18 protein-coding genes and 1 riboswitch are annotated in these 17652 nt (G+C 69.5%); of the genes, 6 read left to right on the forward strand and 12 right to left on the reverse strand.

Going from position 1 to position 17652, the window contains the following annotated elements; all coding sequences use genetic code 11:
- The 9 genes from ACODT0_RS18195 to ACODT0_RS18235 all read right to left on the reverse strand — a co-directional run bounded on the left by ACODT0_RS18195 (position 1) and on the right by ACODT0_RS18235 (position 8761).
- Positions 1-900 (reverse strand): amidohydrolase family protein, encoded by a 900-nt coding sequence (locus ACODT0_RS18195; RefSeq protein WP_489041912.1) that lies wholly within the window; start codon positions 898-900, stop codon positions 1-3.
- A gap of 13 nt (positions 901-913) precedes the next feature.
- Positions 914-1879 (reverse strand): tripartite tricarboxylate transporter substrate binding protein, encoded by a 966-nt coding sequence (locus ACODT0_RS18200; protein WP_057598145.1) that lies wholly within the window; start codon positions 1877-1879, stop codon positions 914-916.
- 46 nt (positions 1880-1925) lie between these two features.
- Positions 1926-2714 (reverse strand): class II aldolase/adducin family protein, encoded by a 789-nt coding sequence (locus ACODT0_RS18205; RefSeq protein ID WP_489041913.1) that lies wholly within the window; start codon positions 2712-2714, stop codon positions 1926-1928.
- A gap of 32 nt (positions 2715-2746) precedes the next feature.
- Complete coding sequence (gene tcuB / locus ACODT0_RS18210; RefSeq protein ID WP_489041914.1) at positions 2747-3976, reverse strand: tricarballylate utilization 4Fe-4S protein TcuB; 1230 nt, start codon at positions 3974-3976, stop codon at positions 2747-2749.
- Complete coding sequence (tcuA, locus tag ACODT0_RS18215; protein ID WP_489041915.1) at positions 3960-5387, reverse strand: FAD-dependent tricarballylate dehydrogenase TcuA; 1428 nt, start codon at positions 5385-5387, stop codon at positions 3960-3962. Before tcuA ends, tcuB begins: the two co-directional genes overlap by 17 nt.
- Before the next feature lie 77 nt (positions 5388-5464).
- Positions 5465-6391 (reverse strand): LysR family transcriptional regulator, encoded by a 927-nt coding sequence (locus tag ACODT0_RS18220; protein ID WP_057597474.1) that lies wholly within the window; start codon positions 6389-6391, stop codon positions 5465-5467.
- A gap of 7 nt (positions 6392-6398) precedes the next feature.
- Positions 6399-7277, reverse strand: a complete 879-nt coding sequence (locus ACODT0_RS18225) for a bile acid:sodium symporter family protein (RefSeq protein WP_489041916.1) — start codon at positions 7275-7277, stop codon at positions 6399-6401.
- Between the two features lie 99 nt (positions 7278-7376).
- Entirely contained in the window at positions 7377-8144 is a 768-nt protein-coding gene (locus ACODT0_RS18230) for a class II aldolase/adducin family protein (RefSeq protein ID WP_057597476.1), read from the reverse strand.
- A gap of 26 nt (positions 8145-8170) precedes the next feature.
- Positions 8171-8761 (reverse strand): HD domain-containing protein, encoded by a 591-nt coding sequence (locus ACODT0_RS18235; RefSeq protein WP_057597477.1) that lies wholly within the window; start codon positions 8759-8761, stop codon positions 8171-8173.
- Between the two features lie 174 nt (positions 8762-8935).
- On the opposite strand from ACODT0_RS18235, the gene ACODT0_RS18240 reads away from it, so the two are divergent.
- Complete coding sequence (locus ACODT0_RS18240) at positions 8936-9655, forward strand: Crp/Fnr family transcriptional regulator (RefSeq protein ID WP_057597478.1); 720 nt, start codon at positions 8936-8938, stop codon at positions 9653-9655.
- 99 nt (positions 9656-9754) lie between these two features.
- Positions 9755-10441: an alpha/beta hydrolase gene (locus tag ACODT0_RS18245; protein WP_296730860.1), complete on the forward strand. Its 687-nt coding sequence runs from the start codon at positions 9755-9757 to the stop codon at positions 10439-10441.
- Between the two features lie 9 nt (positions 10442-10450).
- Here the strand turns inward: ACODT0_RS18245 and ACODT0_RS18250 are convergent, their stop codons facing one another.
- Positions 10451-11956: an MFS transporter gene (locus ACODT0_RS18250; RefSeq protein ID WP_489041917.1), complete on the reverse strand. Its 1506-nt coding sequence runs from the start codon at positions 11954-11956 to the stop codon at positions 10451-10453.
- Between the two features lie 3 nt (positions 11957-11959).
- Positions 11960-12490 carry a GNAT family N-acetyltransferase gene (locus ACODT0_RS18255; protein ID WP_489041918.1) on the reverse strand — a complete coding sequence of 177 codons (531 nt, stop codon included), beginning with the start codon at positions 12488-12490 and terminating at the stop codon, positions 11960-11962.
- A 146-nt stretch (positions 12491-12636) separates the two neighbouring features.
- Between ACODT0_RS18255 and ACODT0_RS18260 the strand changes: the two genes are divergently transcribed.
- Positions 12637-13515 carry a LysR family transcriptional regulator gene (locus ACODT0_RS18260; protein ID WP_057598144.1) on the forward strand — a complete coding sequence of 293 codons (879 nt, stop codon included), beginning with the start codon at positions 12637-12639 and terminating at the stop codon, positions 13513-13515.
- 12 nt (positions 13516-13527) lie between these two features.
- Here the strand turns inward: ACODT0_RS18260 and ACODT0_RS18265 are convergent, their stop codons facing one another.
- Positions 13528-14784: a voltage-gated chloride channel family protein gene (locus ACODT0_RS18265; protein ID WP_413763194.1), complete on the reverse strand. Its 1257-nt coding sequence runs from the start codon at positions 14782-14784 to the stop codon at positions 13528-13530.
- A 78-nt stretch (positions 14785-14862) separates the two neighbouring features.
- Positions 14863-14932, reverse strand: a riboswitch (Fluoride riboswitch).
- A 292-nt stretch (positions 14933-15224) separates the two neighbouring features.
- Here ACODT0_RS18265 and ACODT0_RS18270 point away from each other — a divergent pair.
- The 3 genes from ACODT0_RS18270 to ACODT0_RS18280 are packed head-to-tail and all read left to right on the forward strand — an operon-like array spanning position 15225 to position 17539.
- Positions 15225-16553: an MFS transporter gene (locus ACODT0_RS18270; protein WP_057597520.1), complete on the forward strand. Its 1329-nt coding sequence runs from the start codon at positions 15225-15227 to the stop codon at positions 16551-16553.
- Positions 16554-16563: 10 nt separating this feature from the next.
- On the forward strand, positions 16564-16890 hold the full coding sequence (locus ACODT0_RS18275; RefSeq protein ID WP_479670080.1) for a ferredoxin family protein: 327 nt from the start codon (positions 16564-16566) through the stop codon (positions 16888-16890).
- A 37-nt stretch (positions 16891-16927) separates the two neighbouring features.
- Positions 16928-17539, forward strand: a complete 612-nt coding sequence (locus ACODT0_RS18280) for a DJ-1/PfpI family protein (protein ID WP_413763196.1) — start codon at positions 16928-16930, stop codon at positions 17537-17539.
- The last annotated feature ends 113 nt before the right edge of the window (positions 17540-17652 follow it).

The raw sequence follows: 17652 nt of genomic DNA on the forward strand, positions 1-17652 counted from the left end.
CTACACGGGCGGGGGAAAGTCGTACAGCGCGGCCGGGTTGTCGACCAGCACGCGCCGGCGCTGCGCCGCGTCGGGCAGCCAGCGCGCCAGCAGGTTCAGCAGGGCGCCGTCGTCGGGCACCTGCTGCGCCTCGAAGTAGTTGATGTGCGGCCAGTCGCTGCCCCACACCACGCGCTCGGCATTGGCCTGCAGCAGCGCTTCGGCGAAGGGATCGATGTCGGCGTAGGGCGCGCCCATTCCGGTGTTGCGGTCGGCGCCCGAGATCTTGGTCCAGGCCTTGCCGTCGGCTAGCAGGCGGCACAGCGTGCGAAAGCCCGGGTCCTCGATGCCGCGCGCGGCCGCCATGCGGCCCATGTGATCGATCACCAGCGGCAGGCCCAGGCGCAGCAGGCGCGGCGCGAGCTCGACCAGGTCGGGCGCGTGGATCCAGATCTGCGCATGCCAGCCGCGTTCGGCGAGGCGCGGCGCGAGTGCCTCCAGCACCTCGATGCCGACGCCGTTGCGGTAGACCGCATGGCCGTCGCGCTGGAACAGGTTGAAGCGCACGCCGCGGATGCCCGCCGCATGCCAGCGGTCGAGCTCGGCATCGCCGGTGTCGGCGCGCGGCACGGCGATGCCGCGCAGGCGCCCGGGGTACTGCGACAGGGCTTCGAGCACCGCGCCGTTGTCGGTGCCGCTCGCGCTGCCGGTCACGAGCACGCCGCGTGCGAGGCCGAGCCGATCGAGGTGCGCGATGAAGGCCGCGCCCGGGTATTCGGCGGGCGTGTAGCTGCGGTCCTCGGCGAGCGGAAAGCGTGCGTAGGGACCGAAGACGTGGGCATGGCTGTCGCAGGCGCCGGGCGGCGGCGCGAAGGCCACGGGTGCGAAGGCCTCGTGGGGAGGCAGGCAGGGGCGGGTCATGCGGCGTGCCTCCTCAGTCGACCTTGAGCTTGCCGCTCTTCGCAAGCAGGCGGGCGCCGGCGTCTTCCTTCTTGAGCGTCGCGAGCCACTCCTCGGGCGAGGAGGCCTGGCCGGGGCTGCCGACCGAGATCAGGCGGCGCTTCACGTTCTCGTCGGCCAGCGCCTTGCGCAGCGCGGCATTGAGCGCCTGCACCACCTCGGCGGGCGTGCCGGCCGGCGCGAGCAGGCCGGTGGCGGTGGTGGCGTCGAAGTCCTTGAGGCCGGCCTCGCGCAGGGTCGGCACGTTGGGCAGCGCGGGGTCGCGTTCCTTCGACATCACGGCCACCGCGCGCAGCATGCCCGACTGGATGTGGGCCGCCGAGCTCGTGAGCTGGTCCACCACCAGGTCGATCTGGCCGCCCAGCAGGTCGGTGAGCGCCGGTGCCGAGCCCTTGTAGGGAACCGTGTTGAGGCTCAGCTTGCCGGCCTGCTCGAGCTGCAGCAGCGCGATGTGGTTGGTGGTGCCCGGGCCCGCATGGCCGGCCGTGACCTGGCCCGGCTTGCCGCGCGCGGCGGTGAGCAGGCCCTCGATGTCCTTGTATGGGCCCTGGCCGCGCACTGCGATCACCAGCGGCGTGGTGGCGGCGAGGCCGATGGGCGCGAAGTTGTCGAGCGCGTAGGTGGTCTTCGTCATCAGCGGCAGCACCACCAGTGCGTTGGGCGTGCTGACCAGCAGCGTGTAGCCGTCGGGCTGCGCGCGTGCCACGTAGGACGCGCCAATGGCGCCGCCGGCACCGGCGCGGTTGTCCACGATCACCGACTGGCCCAGGATCTGGCCGAGCGCGGGCGCGAGCGTGCGCGCGACCACGTCGAGGTTGCCGCCGGGCGCGAAGGGCACGACCAGCGTGACGGGCTTCTGCGGGAATTTCTGCGCGAAGGCGGGAACGGCCATGGCCGCGGCGAGCAGCGCCAGCACGGCGGGGAACAGTCTTCTTTTCATCGGGAGTCGTCTTGGTTCTTCTGGGGCAGGCGGGGAGGCGGGGGCTTCAGTCGCGGAAGCCCGGATCCATGCGGTCGAGCTTGCGCAGCAGCGCCGGCCATTCCATGAGCCCGTAGGGGCGGCGCGTGCCGGGCTGGTAGTTGTTCCAGGTCTCCTCGAGCACGCTCTGCGGCACGGCCTTGAGCGGCGTGTTGCACGACATCGCGCCGATCTGCGCGCGGCAGGCCAGCTCGAGCCGGTGCATCCAGTTGAAGGCCTCGCCCACGCTGCGGCCCACCACCAGCGCGCCGTGGTTGCGGAAGATCACGGCCTCGCTGTCGCCCAGGTCTTCGAGCAGCGAGGCCTGCTCGGCGGTGTTCAGCACCACGCCCTGGTAGTCGTGGTAGCCGATCTTGAGGAAGCGCATCGCGGTCTGCGTGAGCGGCAGCAGCCCGCATTCGAGCGAGGACACCGCCATCGAGGCCCAGCTGTGGGTGTGGATCACGCAGGCCACGTCGGGCCGTGCGGCATGCACCGCGCTGTGGATCACATAGCCGGCCTTGTTGATGCCGTAGTTCAGCTCGCCGAAGTCGGGCGAGGACAGGATGTTGCCGTCCTGGTCGACCTTGATCAGGCTCGAGGCAGTGATCTCCTCGTACATCATCCCGTAGGGGTTGATGAGGAAGGCGCCCTTCTCGCCGGGCACGTGCGAGGAGATGTGGTTGGCCATCATGTCGGACATGCCGTAGAGGTCGACCAGCCGGTAGCAGGCGGCGAGGTCGATGCGCGCCTGCCATTCGGCGGCGGAGCACTTGTCCTTCATGGAGGGGATCTGGAGCACGCCAGGGTTCGTCATCGCGGAGGTCCTTTCTTCGATATCGGGTGGATTCAGTCGGCGCCGAGCTGCAGGCGGCTGGGCAGGCGCTTCTCGATCGCGAACTTCAACAGCGCCGCGCAGCGGAAGATGCCGTGCGCGAACTTGCCGTAGGGCAGCGTGAGGAACAGCGCCATCACCACGCCCAGGTGCACCGCCAGCAACAGCGCCATGAATTGCGTGTCGCGCCAGGCCAGCAGCGCCAGGCCCGTGAGGCTGGTCAGCAGCAGCAGCGCGATGAAGCCGCGGTCCATGGGCCGCTGCGCGACGTCGCCATGCGCGGGGTCGCGCCGCAGGTTGAGCCACAAGAGGCCGATCGGGCCGACCACCAGGCCGATGCCGCCGGCGGTGCCCAGCAGCACCGGCAGGCTGGTCAGCGCATAGGGCGCATGCAGGTCGAACAGGTAGTGGTAGAGCGTGGCCACGCAGGTCGAGGCGAAGCACAGCATGAAGCCGTAGAAGGTGAAGTGGTGGAAGCGCCGGCGCCACAGCGTGAAGCGGTCGTCCTCGTTGTTGCAGCCCTCGCCGTGGCCGCCGCCGAGGTACTTCAGGCGCAGCGCATCGTGCGCCGCTTCCGCGCTCGCGGGCCCGCGCACGCCCGCCATCGCCGGCGCGTTGCCCGGGTCGTTGGCGGGCGAGACCTCGCGCCAGAAGCGCCGCACGCCCAGCGCCAGCGCGAGCAGCACGAACAGCGACACCGCGCCGAACAGCAGCGCGAGGAAGTTGTGCGGGAAGATCGCGTAGAAGTTGCCGGCCAGCGGCTCGTGCAGCAGCGAGCCGCTCATCGCGACCGCGAGCACGAGGAACAGCGCGAGGCCGCCGGCCAGGGCCAGCGCGACCGTGAGCCCGGCCTTCTCGTAGAGCGAGCCCATCGCGGCGGGCCAGGCGTAGTCGTGGTAGGTCTGCATGCGCACCTGGGCCATGGCCTGCGGCACGTTGACCGCGAACTCGTGCGGCGGCGCGTACTGGCAGGCATGCAGGCAGGCGCCGCAGTTGTGGCAGAGGTTGGCCAGGTAGTGCGTGTCGGCCTTGCCGAACTCGAGGCGCCGCGTCATCGCGGGGAACACGGCGCAGAAGCCCTCGCAGTAGCGGCAGGCGTTGCAGATCTGCAGGATGCGCGCGACCTCGCCCTCGGGGGCGGTCAGCGGAAGGGCGGGCTGGATCGGGATCACGCGCGACGGGGTGGCGCCGATGCCGTCCGCATCGGCACGCGCGCGGGCGACGAGATCAGTGAGCTGCTGCAAGAGGGGTCTCCGGGGAATTCTTCGAAATGTTCTTGGCGGCCTTCGCTGCCTGCGTGCCGGCGATGCGACCGAAGGCCGTGCCGATGCTCATGCCGACACCCGCCGTGTAGCCCTTGCCGAGCACGTTGCCGGCCATCATTTCGCCGGCCACGAACAGGTTGGGGCTGGGCCGGCCGCCGAAGCGCACGGCCGCGGTCTCGTCCACCTTCAGGCCCAGGTAGGTGAAGGTGATGCCGGGGCGCACGGGGTAGGCGTAGAAGGGCGCGGTGTCGAGCGGGCGCGCCCAGTGCGTCTTGGCGGGCGCGAGGCCCTCGGTGTGGCAGTCGTCGAGCGCGGTGTGGTCGAAGCGGCCGACGCGGCAGGCGGCGTTGTAGTCCTGCACGGTGCGCACGAAGGTGGCTTCGTCCAGACCGATCTTCCGTGCGAGTTCGCCGAGCGTGTTCGCCTGCGTGCCGGTGAACACCGGCGGCATGAAGCGGCCGACCGCCTTCTGGTCGATGATCGACCAGGCGATCTGCCCCGGCTGCTGCGCCACCAGCCGGCCCCAGATCGCATAGCGCTTGGGCCAGAAGTCCTCGCCCTCGTCGTAGAAGCGCCGGGCTTCGCGGTTGACCACCACGCCGAGCGACACGCAGTCGATGCGCGTGCAGATGCCGCCGTCGTAGAGCGGCGCGCGCGCGTCGATGGCGACCATGTGGCCCTGCGAGGGATCGCCGATGCTGTCGGCGCCCGCGGCGATCATGTGCTTGAGCAGCACGCCCTGGTTGAAGCGCGTGCCGCGGATCAGGAAGTTGTCGGCCGGCCATTCGCCGCGCTCGTTCCGGCCCCAGGCCTCGCGCAGCCATTCGCGGTTCGATTCGAAGCCGCCGGCCGCGAGCACGCAGCTCTTGGCCGCGATGCGTTCGCCGGCCTCGGTGCGCACGGCCACGAAGCGCTCGCCGTCGAGCTCGACCGAGGCCACGGGCGTGTCGTAGCGGATCTGCACGCCGAGCCTTTCGGCGCTGCGGAAATAGGCATTGACCAGCGCCTTGCCGCCGCCCATGAAGAAGGCATTGGTGCGCGCCACGTGCAGTGCACCCGACAGCGGCGGCTGGAAGTGCACGCCGTGGCTGCGCATCCAGTCGCGGCAGTTCGACGAGGCGCGGATCACGAGCCGCGCGAGGTGCTCGTCGGTGAGGCCGCCCGTCACCTTCAGCAGGTCCTGCCAGTACTCCTCTTCAGGGTAGGCATCGACCAGCACGTCCTGCGGCGCGTCGTGCATGCAGCGCAGGTTGCGGGTGTGCTGCGAATTGCCGCCGCGCCATGCCTTGGGCGAGGCCTCCAGCAGCAGCACCGAAGCGCCGGCCTCGCGCGCCATCAGGGCGGCGCACAGCGCGGCATTGCCGCCGCCGACAACCAGTACGTCTATCACTCGTGGGTCTCCTTGGAATCCAGGAGACTTTAGGCAGCGCGGCCTTCACGCGAAAGGCCGAAAGCGGCAACGGGTGTTCAGTTTTCGAGAAGACTGGCGCCGGTCCAGCGGCCGTCGCGAACGAGGCTGCGCGCGGTGTCGGCCACCACCACGCGCGTGGCCAGCGCGGCCGGCGAGAGCTCGTCGTCCGACAGGCTCACGAGCAGGTTGCGCCGGCCCACGTGGGCATCGGCGATCTGCGTGAGCTCGAGGTCGTCGCGGTCGTGGCGCGCGGTGGCGGCGCCGGGCTGCACGGTGGCGCCGTAGCCGGCGCGCACCGCGTCCATCAGCAGCGCGAGGCCGTCGACCTCGGCCACGATGTTCGGCTGCACGCGCGCGCGCAGGAAGGCCGCCATCAGGGTGGCGCGCAGGCCGTGGCTGCCGCTGGGCAGGATCAGCGGTACCTCGGCCAGCTGCGAGAGCCGCACCTTGGTGCCCATGGGGCGCCTGGCGAGCGTGGGCGAGGCGACCACGAAGAGCTTCTCGGCCAGCAGCGGCGAGACGCTCCAGCGCCGCGGCGTGTCGGTCTGGAACAGCACGGCCAGGTCGAGCTGGCGCGCATGCAGCATGGTCGTGAGATGGCCCGACAGCGCCTCGACCATGTGCAGCCGCACCTCGGGATAGCGCTCCTGCATGGCGCGCATCAGCGGCACGCCGAGCACGGTGGCGGTGGTGGGCGCGAGGCCCACGCTGACATGGCCCGACAGCCGCGCCTGCTGCGCCGCGCGCACCGCGTCGTCGGCATGGCGCAGCGTGAGCTGGGCCTGCTGCAGGAAGGCCAGGCCGGCATCGGTGGGCGTGACGCCCGTGGAGCTGCGCTGCAGCAGGCGGGTGGCGAGCTCGCTCTCGAGCCGGCTGATCTGCTGGCTCAGCGCCGAGGTGACCACGCCGAGCTCGACCGCCGCGCGGCCCATGCTGCGCAGTTCGCAGACCTTGACGAAGTAGCGCAGTTGCCTCAGTTCCATGCGCGCATCATCGCGCAGGCGCCACCTCAGGCGTGCGGCGGCGCAGCAGCAACCATCCGAACGGCGGGGCGGTGACGTACATCGCCACCGAATACACCGCGGCCGGCAGCGCGAGCTGGAAGCTGCCGAGCACGCTGACCGCGACGAAGATCGCCAAGGTGGAGTTGTGGATGCCGATCTCGTAGCTGATGGCGGTGGCCAGCGGCTTCTCGAGGCCCGCGGCGCGGCTCAGGTAGTAGCCCGCGAGCAGGCTCAGCACGTTGAACAGCACCACCGGCAGGCCGATCTCGGCGAAGGTGGCGGCCATGGTCTTCCACTCGTTCGCGATCGCCAGCACCGTGACCACCGCGAGCACCACGCCGCTGAAGATCTTGGTCGGCTTCTCCATGCGCGCCGCGAAGCCGGGCCGGCGCGAGGCCACGAACATGCCGATGGCCACCGGGATCAGCACGATGGCGATCACCTCGACCAGCTTGCGCGTCTGCAGCGGCACCACCTGGCCGCTCTGCGCGAAATGGTTGATGGCCCAGTTGGCGATCAGCGGCAGCGTGACGATCGACAGCAGCGTGTTGACGGCCGTGAGCGAGATGTTCATCGCCACGTTGCCGCCGAACAGGTGCGAGAACAGGTTGGCCGAGATGCCGCCGGGCGAGGCCGCGAGCAGCATGAGCCCGATCGCGAACACCGGCGAGAGCCCGAAGCCCACGATGATCGCGTAGCAGGCCAGCGGCAGGCCGACGACCTGCAGCAGCAGCGCGATGGTCACGGCCTTCGGATGCCGGAACAGGCGCCGGAAGTCGTCGAGCGAGAGCGACAGCCCGAGCCCGAACATCACGAGCGCGAGCGCGCCGAACAGGAAGCGGGTCACGATGAGCGTGGCGTCCATGGGTCTTGTCTCCTCATTCGTTCTTCTGGATCTAAAAAAATGGCTGCCGGCCCCCGTCGCGCGGGTGCTGGCAGCCTGGGAAACCGGGGTCGACGCGTCTTATTGTTTGTAGCTGTCGTCGATGCGGTCGAGCTTGCGGATCAGCGAGGGCCAGACGAACATGCCGCCGAGGCCGCCGCTTTGCACCTTCATCGCCTGGCCCACGCCTTCGATGATCTGCGGGTTCACGTGCGTGAGTTCGCTGCCGCCCGACTGGGCCGCGATCTGGATCTGGCAGGTGTTCTCGAAGGTGTACATCGAAAGGAACGCATCGGCAATGGTCTTGCCGCAGGTCAGGAGGCCGTGGTTGCGCAGCATCAGGAAGTTGGCGTGGCCCATGTCGGCCTGCAGCCGCGGCTTCTCGTCATCGCGGAAGGCCACGCCCTCGTAGTCGTGATAGGCCAGCGACGCCAGCACGAAGGTCGACTGCTGGCTGATCGGCAGCACGCCGTTCTTCTGCGCGCTGACCGCGATGCCGGCCTTGGTGTGCGTGTGCAGCACGCACTGGATGTCCTCGCGCGCGGCATGCACGGCGCTGTGGATCACGAAGCCGGCCGGGTTCACGGGGTAGGGCGAGTCGATGATCTTGTTGCACTGCTGGTCGACCTTGACCAGGCTCGAGGCCGTGATCTCGTCGAACATCAGGCCGTAGGGATTGATCAGGAAGTGGTGCTCGGGGCCGGGCACGCGCGCGCTGATGTGGGTGAACACGAGGTCGCTCCAGCCGTACAGCGCCACCAGGCGGTAGCAGGCGGCGAGGTCGACGCGCAATTGCCATTCCTCGGCGGATACGAGCTTCTGGACTTCGGATTGGGTGGTGGCGTTCATGGTGGGGGTCCTTTGGAGGTAGGGGGTCAGGCCGTGGCCGGCTCCTTCAGCGCCGACTTGTAGATGCTCTGCTTCGGCTGCGCCATCACGCGCCGCAGCATCGGCTCGAATTCGGCGATCGGCAGGGTCTCGGCCTTCGGGTCGAAGGCCGGGTTGTCGTAGAGCGCGCAGAACTCGGCCGTGCGCTCGTAGTGCGGGTGGCCCTTGAAGTTGTCGCGCATGTCGCGGTCCAGGCCGATGTGGTGGAAGAAGTAGTGGCCCTGGAAGATGCCGTGGTTCTGCACCATCCAGTGGTTGGCCTCGCTCACGAAGGGCTTGAGGATCGCGGCGGCGATGTCGGGATGGTTGAAGCTGCCGAGCGTGTCGCCGATGTCGTGCAGCAGCGCGCACACCACGTATTCCTCGTCGCGGCCGTCGCGCAGCGCGCGCGTGGCGGTCTGCAGCGAGTGGGTGTAGCGGTCGACCGGAAAGCCGCCGTAGTCGCCCTCGAGGATCTGCAGGTGCTTGATCACGCGTTCGGGCAGGCCGCGCGTGAACTGCATGAATTCGCCGCCGATCAGCTGCCAGTCCTCGCGCGTGCTGTCCTGCATGGTCTTGAAGCTTGCCCGTGCATTCATCGTTGTCGTCTCCGGTGGGTCTCTCGTTCGTGGGTGAGGGCACTGTAGACCCGGGCTTGACGCTCAACTGTCAAGAATTTGACAATTGAGGCTGCTGGTAAACCCCGCCCGCGCCTGTCGCCGACTTGTCTCGCGCCATCGGCCTCCACCTCTTTCCGGCCACCGCCGCACCGCATGTCCGCTCCCGCCAAACCGCGCCTGTCTGCCGCCCATCGCGCGGCGATGGAGTCGAACCCCTGGTTCATGAGCATGCCGCGCGCGCAGCGCGAGAACCTGCTGGGCGCGGCCGAGCTGATCCACCTGCGGCGCGGCGCCATGGTGTTCCGCCAGGGCGATCCGGTGATCGCCGACGGCGGCTTCTTCGGGCTGGCCGCGGGCACCATCAAGATCTCGTCGCTGCGCCAGGACGGCCGCGAGGCGATCCTCGCGGTGCTCGAGCCCGGCAACTGGTTCGGCGAGATCACGCTGATCGACGGCTCGCCGCGCACCCACGACGCCACCGCGCTCGAGGCGCTCGACCTGCTGGTGATTTCGCCGCGGTCCTTCGGGCTGCTGATGCGCGACGTGCTGTTCGCCAACGCGATCGCCGCCATGCTGGCCGCGCGCGTGCGCATGCTCTACGGCCTGGCCGAGGACGCCACGCTGCGCAGCCTGCGCGCGCGTGTCGCGCACCGGCTGCTGGTGCTGGCGCGCGGCGATGCCACGCAGTCGCAGCACACGCGCCAGCGCGTGGCGCTGCCGCAGGAGGCGCTGGCGATGATGCTCGGCGTGACGCGCCAGACGCTGTCGAAGGAACTCAATGCGCTCGCGGGCGAGGGCGTGGTGGCGCTGGGCTATGGCCGCATCGAACTGCTGTCGCTCGAGGCGCTGCAGCGCATGGTCAGCACGGGCTGAACGGTTGTCACCGACGGGTCCATGGCGCGGCGTATAACGGCCTCCCGCCATGCCATGGGGGCCTGGCGGTCTTTCGTTCTACAGGGAAGGTCCCGAATCATGAGCAACATGCCGACAGTCGTTCTGGTCCATGGTTTCTGGGGTGGCGCCGCGCACTGGGCCAAGGTCATCGTCGAGCTTTCGCGCAAGGGCCATGTGGGCATCCGCGCGGTCGAGCTGCCGCTGACCTCGCTGGCCGATGACGCCGAGCGCACGCGCAGGATGGTGGCGCAGGTGCCGGGTCCGGTGCTGCTGGTGGGCCACTCCTATGGCGGCGCCGTCATCACGCAGGCGGGCGACCTGCCCAACGTGGTCGGGCTGGTCTACATCGCGGCCTTCGCGCCCGATGCGGGCGAGAGCCCCGGCGCCATCACCGAGCAGCATCCGCCGGTCGCGGTGCCCAACCTCGCGCCCGACAGCGACGGCTACCTGTGGGTCAAGCCCGAGAAGTTCCACGAGAGCTTCTGCCAGGACCTGAGCGCCGATGAGGGGCTGGTGATGGGCGTGACGCAGAAGGCGCCGCTGGCCAGTACCTTCGGCGACGCCATCACGGCGCCGGCCTGGAAGAACAAGCCCTCGTGGTATCAGATCTCGAGCGACGACCGCATGATCGCGCCGGCCAACCAGGAGCGCATGTCGGCGCGCCTCGGCGCGCGCAAGGTCATCACGCTGGCCGCGAGCCACGCCTCGCTGGCGTCGATGCCGGTGGAGGTGGCGGCGTTGATCGACGAGGCCGCGAGAGGCTGACGGTTCGACTCAGGCGCAGCGCGGTTTCGCGCTGCGCCAGCCGAGCACGGCCACCGAGCAGGCCGCCGCGACGACGATCACCACGGCCACCGCCATCACCGCGAAGAAGGCCTGGTCGAAGGCCGTGTGCGCGAGCGCCACGAGCTGCGTGCCGGCCTGGGTGGGCAGCGTCTCGGCCGCGAGCAGGGCGCCATCGATGCCGTCGCGCGCCGAGGCCGGCACCGCCAGCGTGTCGGGAATGGCCAGCGTGGCCGTGTAGGTCGACGAGAGCACGCTGCCGAGCAGCGCGATGCCGAGCACGCCGCCCAGTTCGTACGACACCTCCTCGATCGACGCGGCCATGCCCGCGTGCTCGGCCGGCGCGTTGTTCATGATCGCGTTCGAGGCCGCCGTGATGGTCGCGCCCACGCCCAGGCCCAGCAGCACCAGCACCGCGAGCTTGAATGCGCCCGTGGCATCGACGGCCAGCGCCAGCCCGCACAGCGAGAGCGCGGTGGCCAGCAGGCCGCCGAGGATCAGCGGGCGCGAACCGATGCGCGGCAGCACCATGCCCGCGAGCGGGCCCGCCACGAAGGCGGCGAGCGGCACCGGCAGGATCGTCAGGCCCGCCTGCAGCGGCGTGAGGCCGCTCACCAGCTGCAGCCGCTGGCTGAACACCAGCTCGACGCCGATCAGCGCCACCGAGGCCACGATGGCCGCGATCACGCCGCCCGAGAAATAGGGGTCGCGGAACAGCCGGAAGTCGACCAGCGGGCTCGCGCTGCGACGCTGGCGGCGCGCGAACAGCGCCATGGCCAGCAGGCTCAGCGCGCCGCTGATGCCCATCGCGAGGCCCGAGGGCGCGGGCTTGGCGAATTCCTTGATCGCGAGCACCAGGCAGACCAGCGCCACGAACACCTGCACCGAGCCGACGACGTCGAAGGGCTTCGGCTGCGCGGTGGCGCCCGCGCGCCGCCCCGGCAGCAGCCAGGCGCCGAGCACCAGCGCGAGCACGACCACCGGCACGTTGACGAGGAACACGGAGCCCCACCAGAAGTACTCGAGCAGCACGCCGCCGACCACCGGGCCGAACGCGGCGCCGCCCGAGGCGACCGAGGCCCAGACGCCGATGGCGACCGCGCGCTCGCGCTCGTCGGCGAAGGCGAGCCGGATGATGGCCAGCGTGGCCGGCATCATCATCGAGGCGCCCACGCCCAGCAGGCCGCGCGCCGCGATCAGCGCCGCGGGGCTGCCGGCATAGGCGGCGCACAGCGAGGCCACGCCGAAGACGATCAGGCCCGCGAGGAACATGCGCTTGTAGCCCACGCGGTCGCCGAGCGCGCCCATGCCGAGCAGGAAGCCCGACACCACCACGGTGTAGGCGTTGACGATCCAGAGCTTCTCGGAAGAGGAGGCCGCGAGATCGTGCGTGAGCGTGGGCAGCGCCGTGTAGAGCACGGTCATGTCGACCACGATCAAGAGCAGCGCCATCGAGACGATCACCAGGGTGACCCATTGCCTGAACACGGTATTCATCGCTCAGGCCTCCAGTTCCTTGAGCATCGTGACCGAGACCGGCATGCAGCCGCGCGCCTCGAAGAAGCGGTGCGCACCCCGGTTGCCGAGGCCGCTCTCGAGGAACAGGCGTGCGATGCCGCGCTGCCGCAGTTCGGCGCAGACCCAGTCGAACAGCTGGCCGCCGACGCCGGCCGACTGGAACGGCGCATCGACCACGAGGTCGTCGAGCGTGGCGAAGGCGCGCGCGGCGCGCCGGGTTTCGTCGATGGACACCAGCGCGATCGCGGCCAGCGCATCGCCGGCATGCGCGGTGGCGATCAGCGAGGCGGCCGTGGCCGGCGGCAGCGCGAGCGTTTCGCGCAGTTCGGCGCGCAGCACTTCGGGCAGGTCGCGGCGCCATTCGCCGGGCGCGACGGCGCGCTCGCCCTGCAGCTCGGAATGCGAGATGTAGCGCGGGCTCAGCTGGCGCATGAACAGCGCGGCGATGGCGGCTTCCTGCGCGGGGTCGTGGCACCAGTTCAGGTCGATGGGGGCGGTATGGATGCGGGGCATCGCGAGACGGGAGATCGGCATACGAACGGACTTCTCTTTTCAGGGACGGGGCGAGGTCGCCTCGCCTGGACTGCCGATCTTGCTTCAATAGAATGGATGAATAAAGATGAAACCCATCTGATAAATAGATAGAAAGAGGCAGGCCCATGGAATGGACCGTCGACCAGTTGCGCCAGTTCGTCACCACCGCCGACTGCGGCTCGTTCTCGGCGGCCGCGCGCCGGCTTGGCAAGGCCCAGTCGGCCGTGAGCACGGCCATTGGCCTGCTTGAGGCCGACCTCGGCGTGGCGCTGTTCGATCGCTCGCGGCGCAATGCGCAGCTGTCCGAGGCGGGGCAGGTGCTGCTGCTCGAGGCGCGCGAGCTGCTGCGCCAGGCCGAGCAGCTCGACCAGCGCGCGCGTTCGCTGCATGACGGCAGCGAGGCCGCGCTCTCGATGGCCTTCGACGAGGCGCTGCCGTACACCGCCATCGCCACGCTGTTGCGAGAGATCTCGGTGAAGTACCCGAGCCTCGAACTCACGCTGCTCAACGGCACCGCCACCGAGGTGGCCGATTACGTGGAGCAGGAGCGCGCGAGCGTGGCCTTCCATTTCGACCGTGGCCCGGCGCGCGCCTGCTTCGAGCTGCGCCGCATCGGCAGCGTGCCGCAGGGCGTGTTCGTGGCGGTCGACCATCCGCTGGCCGACGGCCGCACCGTGCGGCGCAAGGACCTGGTCGGGCACCGGCAACTGCTGATGCATGCGGACGACGTGCACGAGGTGGCCTACAGCCCGCGCGTCTGGCGCTCCGACAGCTTCTACAGCACGGCCGAGATGGTGGCCGACAAGCTCGGATGGGCCGTGCTGCCCGTCAACATCGCGCACTACGAGGGCTATCGCCAGGCCCTCAAGGAACTGCCGTGCCCCGCGCTCGCGCTGCCGCGGCTGTCGGTGCGCATGCTGTGGCTGCAGGGGCGGCCGCTGGGCGCCACCGCGCTCTACGTGCAGCAGCGCTTCGCGGAGCTGCTGCTCGACAGCACGGCCTGAACCGTCCGGCGCTCAGGCGCGCCTGCCGTCCTCCGCGGCGCGCCCGTGGTGCTTGCGATGCCCGATGCGCTGCGCGCGGTAGATGCCCGTGTGCCCCGAGAACAGGTAGGCGGTGACGCAGCCGATCGCGGCCAGGGGGCCGATGTCGGCGCCGAACAGTTCCATCGCCATCAGGGTGGTGGCGATCGGGGTGTTCGCGGCCCCCGCGAAGACGGCGACGAAGCCGATGCCGGCCAGCAGCGCGAAGGGCATATGCAGCAGCGGCGCCAGCGCGTTGCCCAGGGTCGCGCCGATGTAGAACAGCGGCGTGACCTCGCCGCCCTTGAAGCCCGTGCCGAGCGAGGCGACGGTGAAGACCAGCTTGGCGAGGAAATCCCAGGGCTGCATGGGCGCCTGGAACGAGCGGACGATGTCGGGGATGCCCAGGCCGATGTAGCGGTGGGCATCGAGCGCCCACACCGCCGTGGCGATGACCACGCCGCCCGCGAAGGGACGCAGCGGTGGGTAGGCGATCAGGCGCTTGACCAGCGCGCCCAGCGCATGGGCCGCGGTGGCGAACAGCATGCCGACCAGGCCGAACACGATGCCCGCGAGGACCACGGCGAGCACGCGCCAGGCGTCGATGGCGCCCACCGCACCGATCGCATAGTGGGTGTGGTGGATGCCCCAGGCGGTGCAGACCCGGTCGGCCACGAAGGCCGCGACGATGCAGGGAAAGAGCGCGTCGTAGCGCATGCGGCCGATGGCCAGCACCTCGAGGCCGAAGATGGCCCCGGCCAGCGGCGTGCCGAAGACCGACGCGAAGCCCGCGGCGATCCCGCTCATCAGCAGCACGCGGCGGTCGTCGCGCTGCAGGCGGAACACGTGCGTGAGCTGATCGGCCAGCGCGCCGCCCATCTGCACGGCCGTGCCCTCGCGGCCGACCGAGGCGCCGAACAGGTGCGAGACCACGGTGCCGCCCAGCACCAGCGGCACCATGCGCAGCGGCACCACCTGGCGAGGGTCGTGGATCTCCTCGATCAGCAGGTTGTTGCCGGCGTCCACCTGCTTGCCGAGCCGGTGATAGACCCAGCCCACGGCCATGCCGGCGACGGGCAGCAGCCAGACGATCCAGCGATGGGCCTCGCGCCAGGCCGTGGCCAGGTCGAGGGCGTGCAGGAAGAAGGCCGAGGCGGTGCCGGCCAGGGCGGCCACGAGCGTGGCGAGCAGCAGCCATCGGCCGATGAAGGGCAGCAGTTGCAGCGGTTCGAAGTTGGAAAGTTTGCGCATGGTTCAGGGGCTCGGATCGATCGGCCTGACCAGCGGGGGATGCATGCACGCGAGCGCCTACAGCCCTGACGAGGTCAGGTGTCTGTAGGCGTCATCAGCCGCACGGAGGTGCGGCGGTTCGAAGAGGTACGCCATCTCTTGGGCCTGGATTCTAAGAGGGCGGTCTCCGGCGCCGTCCCGTGGCATGGCTCTTGCGAAGAAGTAGCCCGATGGGAAACTTATTCACCAAGACTGGGCAACTCCCGATACGGGATTTACCCCTGGAGCGGCGGATATTTCATCTCAGGGAAAGCGATATGTTTCCCATTGGGAAACAAAACTAATCTTCGCGCAGCTTCCAACGCCCGTGCACGAAAACGGGCAACCCGTGCCGCCGCCGCCCTCGAGGCGGGCGGTCCCCGCCAGCAGAGCCATCAACCTCGCATCGGAGAGCCACCACCATGAATCACCCCGCAAACCCCGCGCTGGCCCAGGAGGGACGGTCGGCCGAGACCGACAGCTCCGAAGTCAGCCGTGTCGTGTTCGCCAGCTCGGTCGGAACCATCATCGAGTGGTACGACTTCCTGATCTACGGCACCGCCGCCGCGCTGGTCTTCAACAAGATCTTCTTTCCCGCCGACGACCCGCTGATGGGCACGCTGGCCGCGCTGGGCAGCGCGGCCGTGGGCTTCTTCGCGCGGCCCTTCGGCGGCGCGGTGTTCGGCTACTTCGGCGACCGGCTGGGCCGCAAGTCGATGCTGCTGCTGACGCTCGCGATCATGGGACTCGGCACCTTCGCCATCGGCCTGCTGCCGACCTACCAGCAGATCGGCATCTGGGCGCCGATCCTCCTGATCGTGCTGCGCATCGTGCAGGGCATCGGCCTGGGCGGCGAGTGGGGCGGGGCGGCGCTGATGGTGCTCGAGCATGCGCCGAAGCGCCGGCGCGGGCTGTGCGGCAGCCTGGTGCAGGTCGGTTTCCCGATCGGCCTGATCCTGTCGGCGGGCGTCTATTCGATGGTGTCGACCCTGCCCGAGGAGGACTTCATGGCCTGGGGCTGGCGCGTGCCCTTCCTGCTGAGCGTGGTGCTGGTGGCGCTCGGTGCCTTCATCCGCACGCGGGTGTCGGAGTCGCCGGTGTTCCTCGAGATGAAGGCCAAGAAGGAGATCGCGCGCAATCCCTTCGCCGAAGCGGTGTTCCGCGATCCGAAGAACTTCCTGATCGCGGTCGGCCTGAAGATCTGCGAAGTCTCGTGGGTCTACATGCTCACGGTGTTTATGGTGGTCTACGCGACCAAGAACCTGGGCCTGCCCAAGGAGATGCTGCTCAACGCGATCATGGTCGCGGCGGCGATCGAGGTGGTGACGATTCCGCTGTTCGGCTGGCTGTCGGACATCGTCGGGCGCCGCCCGTTCTACTTCGCGGGCACGCTCTTCACCATCGTCTTCGCGTTCCCGCTGTTCTGGCTGGTCGATACGCGCGATCCGTGGATCATCATCGCCGCGACCGCGGTGGCGCTGAGCTTCGGCCACGGCCTGATGTTCGGCCCGCAGGCCACCTACTTCCCCGAGCTGTTCGGTGCGCGCGTGCGCTACACCGGCGCCTCGTTCGGCTTCCAGGTGTCGGCCGCGCTCGGCGGCGGGCTGGCGCCGATCCTCGCCACCCTGCTGGTGGGCAAGCTCGGCGGCACCGCGGGCGTGTCGATCATGCTGATCGGCCTGGCCTGCGTGACCCTGGTGGCGGCCTTCTTCGCGCACGAGACGCGCGACGACTCGGTGCGCAACTTCTGAGCGCGGCCGCATGACCTTCGTCGTGACCGAAGCCTGCATCGCATGCCGCTATGGCGAGTGCGTGTCGGTGTGCCCGCAGAACGCCTTCCACGAAGGACCGAACTTCGTGGTCATCGATCCGCGCGCCTGCGCCAACTGCGGCCTGTGCGAGATGGTGTGCCCGGTGCAGGCGATCCATCCCGCAGCCGACCTCGCGCCCGACCAGCGCGACTGGATCGCGCTCAATGCGCGGCTCGCTGCGCAGTGGCCGCTGGCAGTCGGCACCCAGGCGCTGGCCGATGCCGACGCGCATGCCTTCGACACCGCCAAGCGCGAGCGCCTGATCCTCGAACCATGACCCCCACGCCTTTTTCATTCAGAACGGAGACCCGCGCATGCACATGACCTTCCTGCTCTACGAGGGCATCGAGCCCGTGGACCTCGCCGCCATCGGCGTGGTCTCGATGGCGCGGCGCGTGATCCCCGAGCTCGGCTACCAGACCGTGTCCTTCGACCGCGCGCCGGTCACGCTCGCCAACGGCCTGCAGGTGCTGCCGAACAAGAGCTTCGAGGAGGTGCGCGAGGTCGACGTGCTGCTGGTGCCCGGCGGGCCCGGCTGGCGCGCCGCCTCGCAGGATGCGCGCGTGCTCGAGTTCGTGCGCCGCGTGGCGCCCGAAGCGCTGGTCTGCTCGGTCTGCACCGGCGCGATGATCCTGGCCGAGGCCGGCGTGCTCGACGGCCTGCGCGCGACCACCAAGTTCGAGGTGGTGCCACCCGAGACCTCGCCGCTCGATGAGCTGCGGCAACGCTATCCGGCGATCCGCACCGAGCCCGCGCTCGTGGTCGACAACGGCCGCGTGGTCACTGGCGGCGGCGTCACGCTGTGCATCGACGCCGTGCTGTACCTGATCGAGAAACGCTTCGGCCCCGCACCCGCGGCCGAGGTGGCCCGGATCATGGAATACGGCGCCGCGCGCGAGGCCAACCGGCTGCGCTTCGCGGCCTGAGCGCCTTCGATTTCCAAAAGTTGTCCAATGGGAAACTTCGATCTAGAATCGAATCCACCCGCTGCGGCGATGTCCCCCGTCCCCCACCCATCCATTCATTCACAGGAGTCAAA

It is taken from the genome of Variovorax sp. FG153, assembly GCF_057809595.1.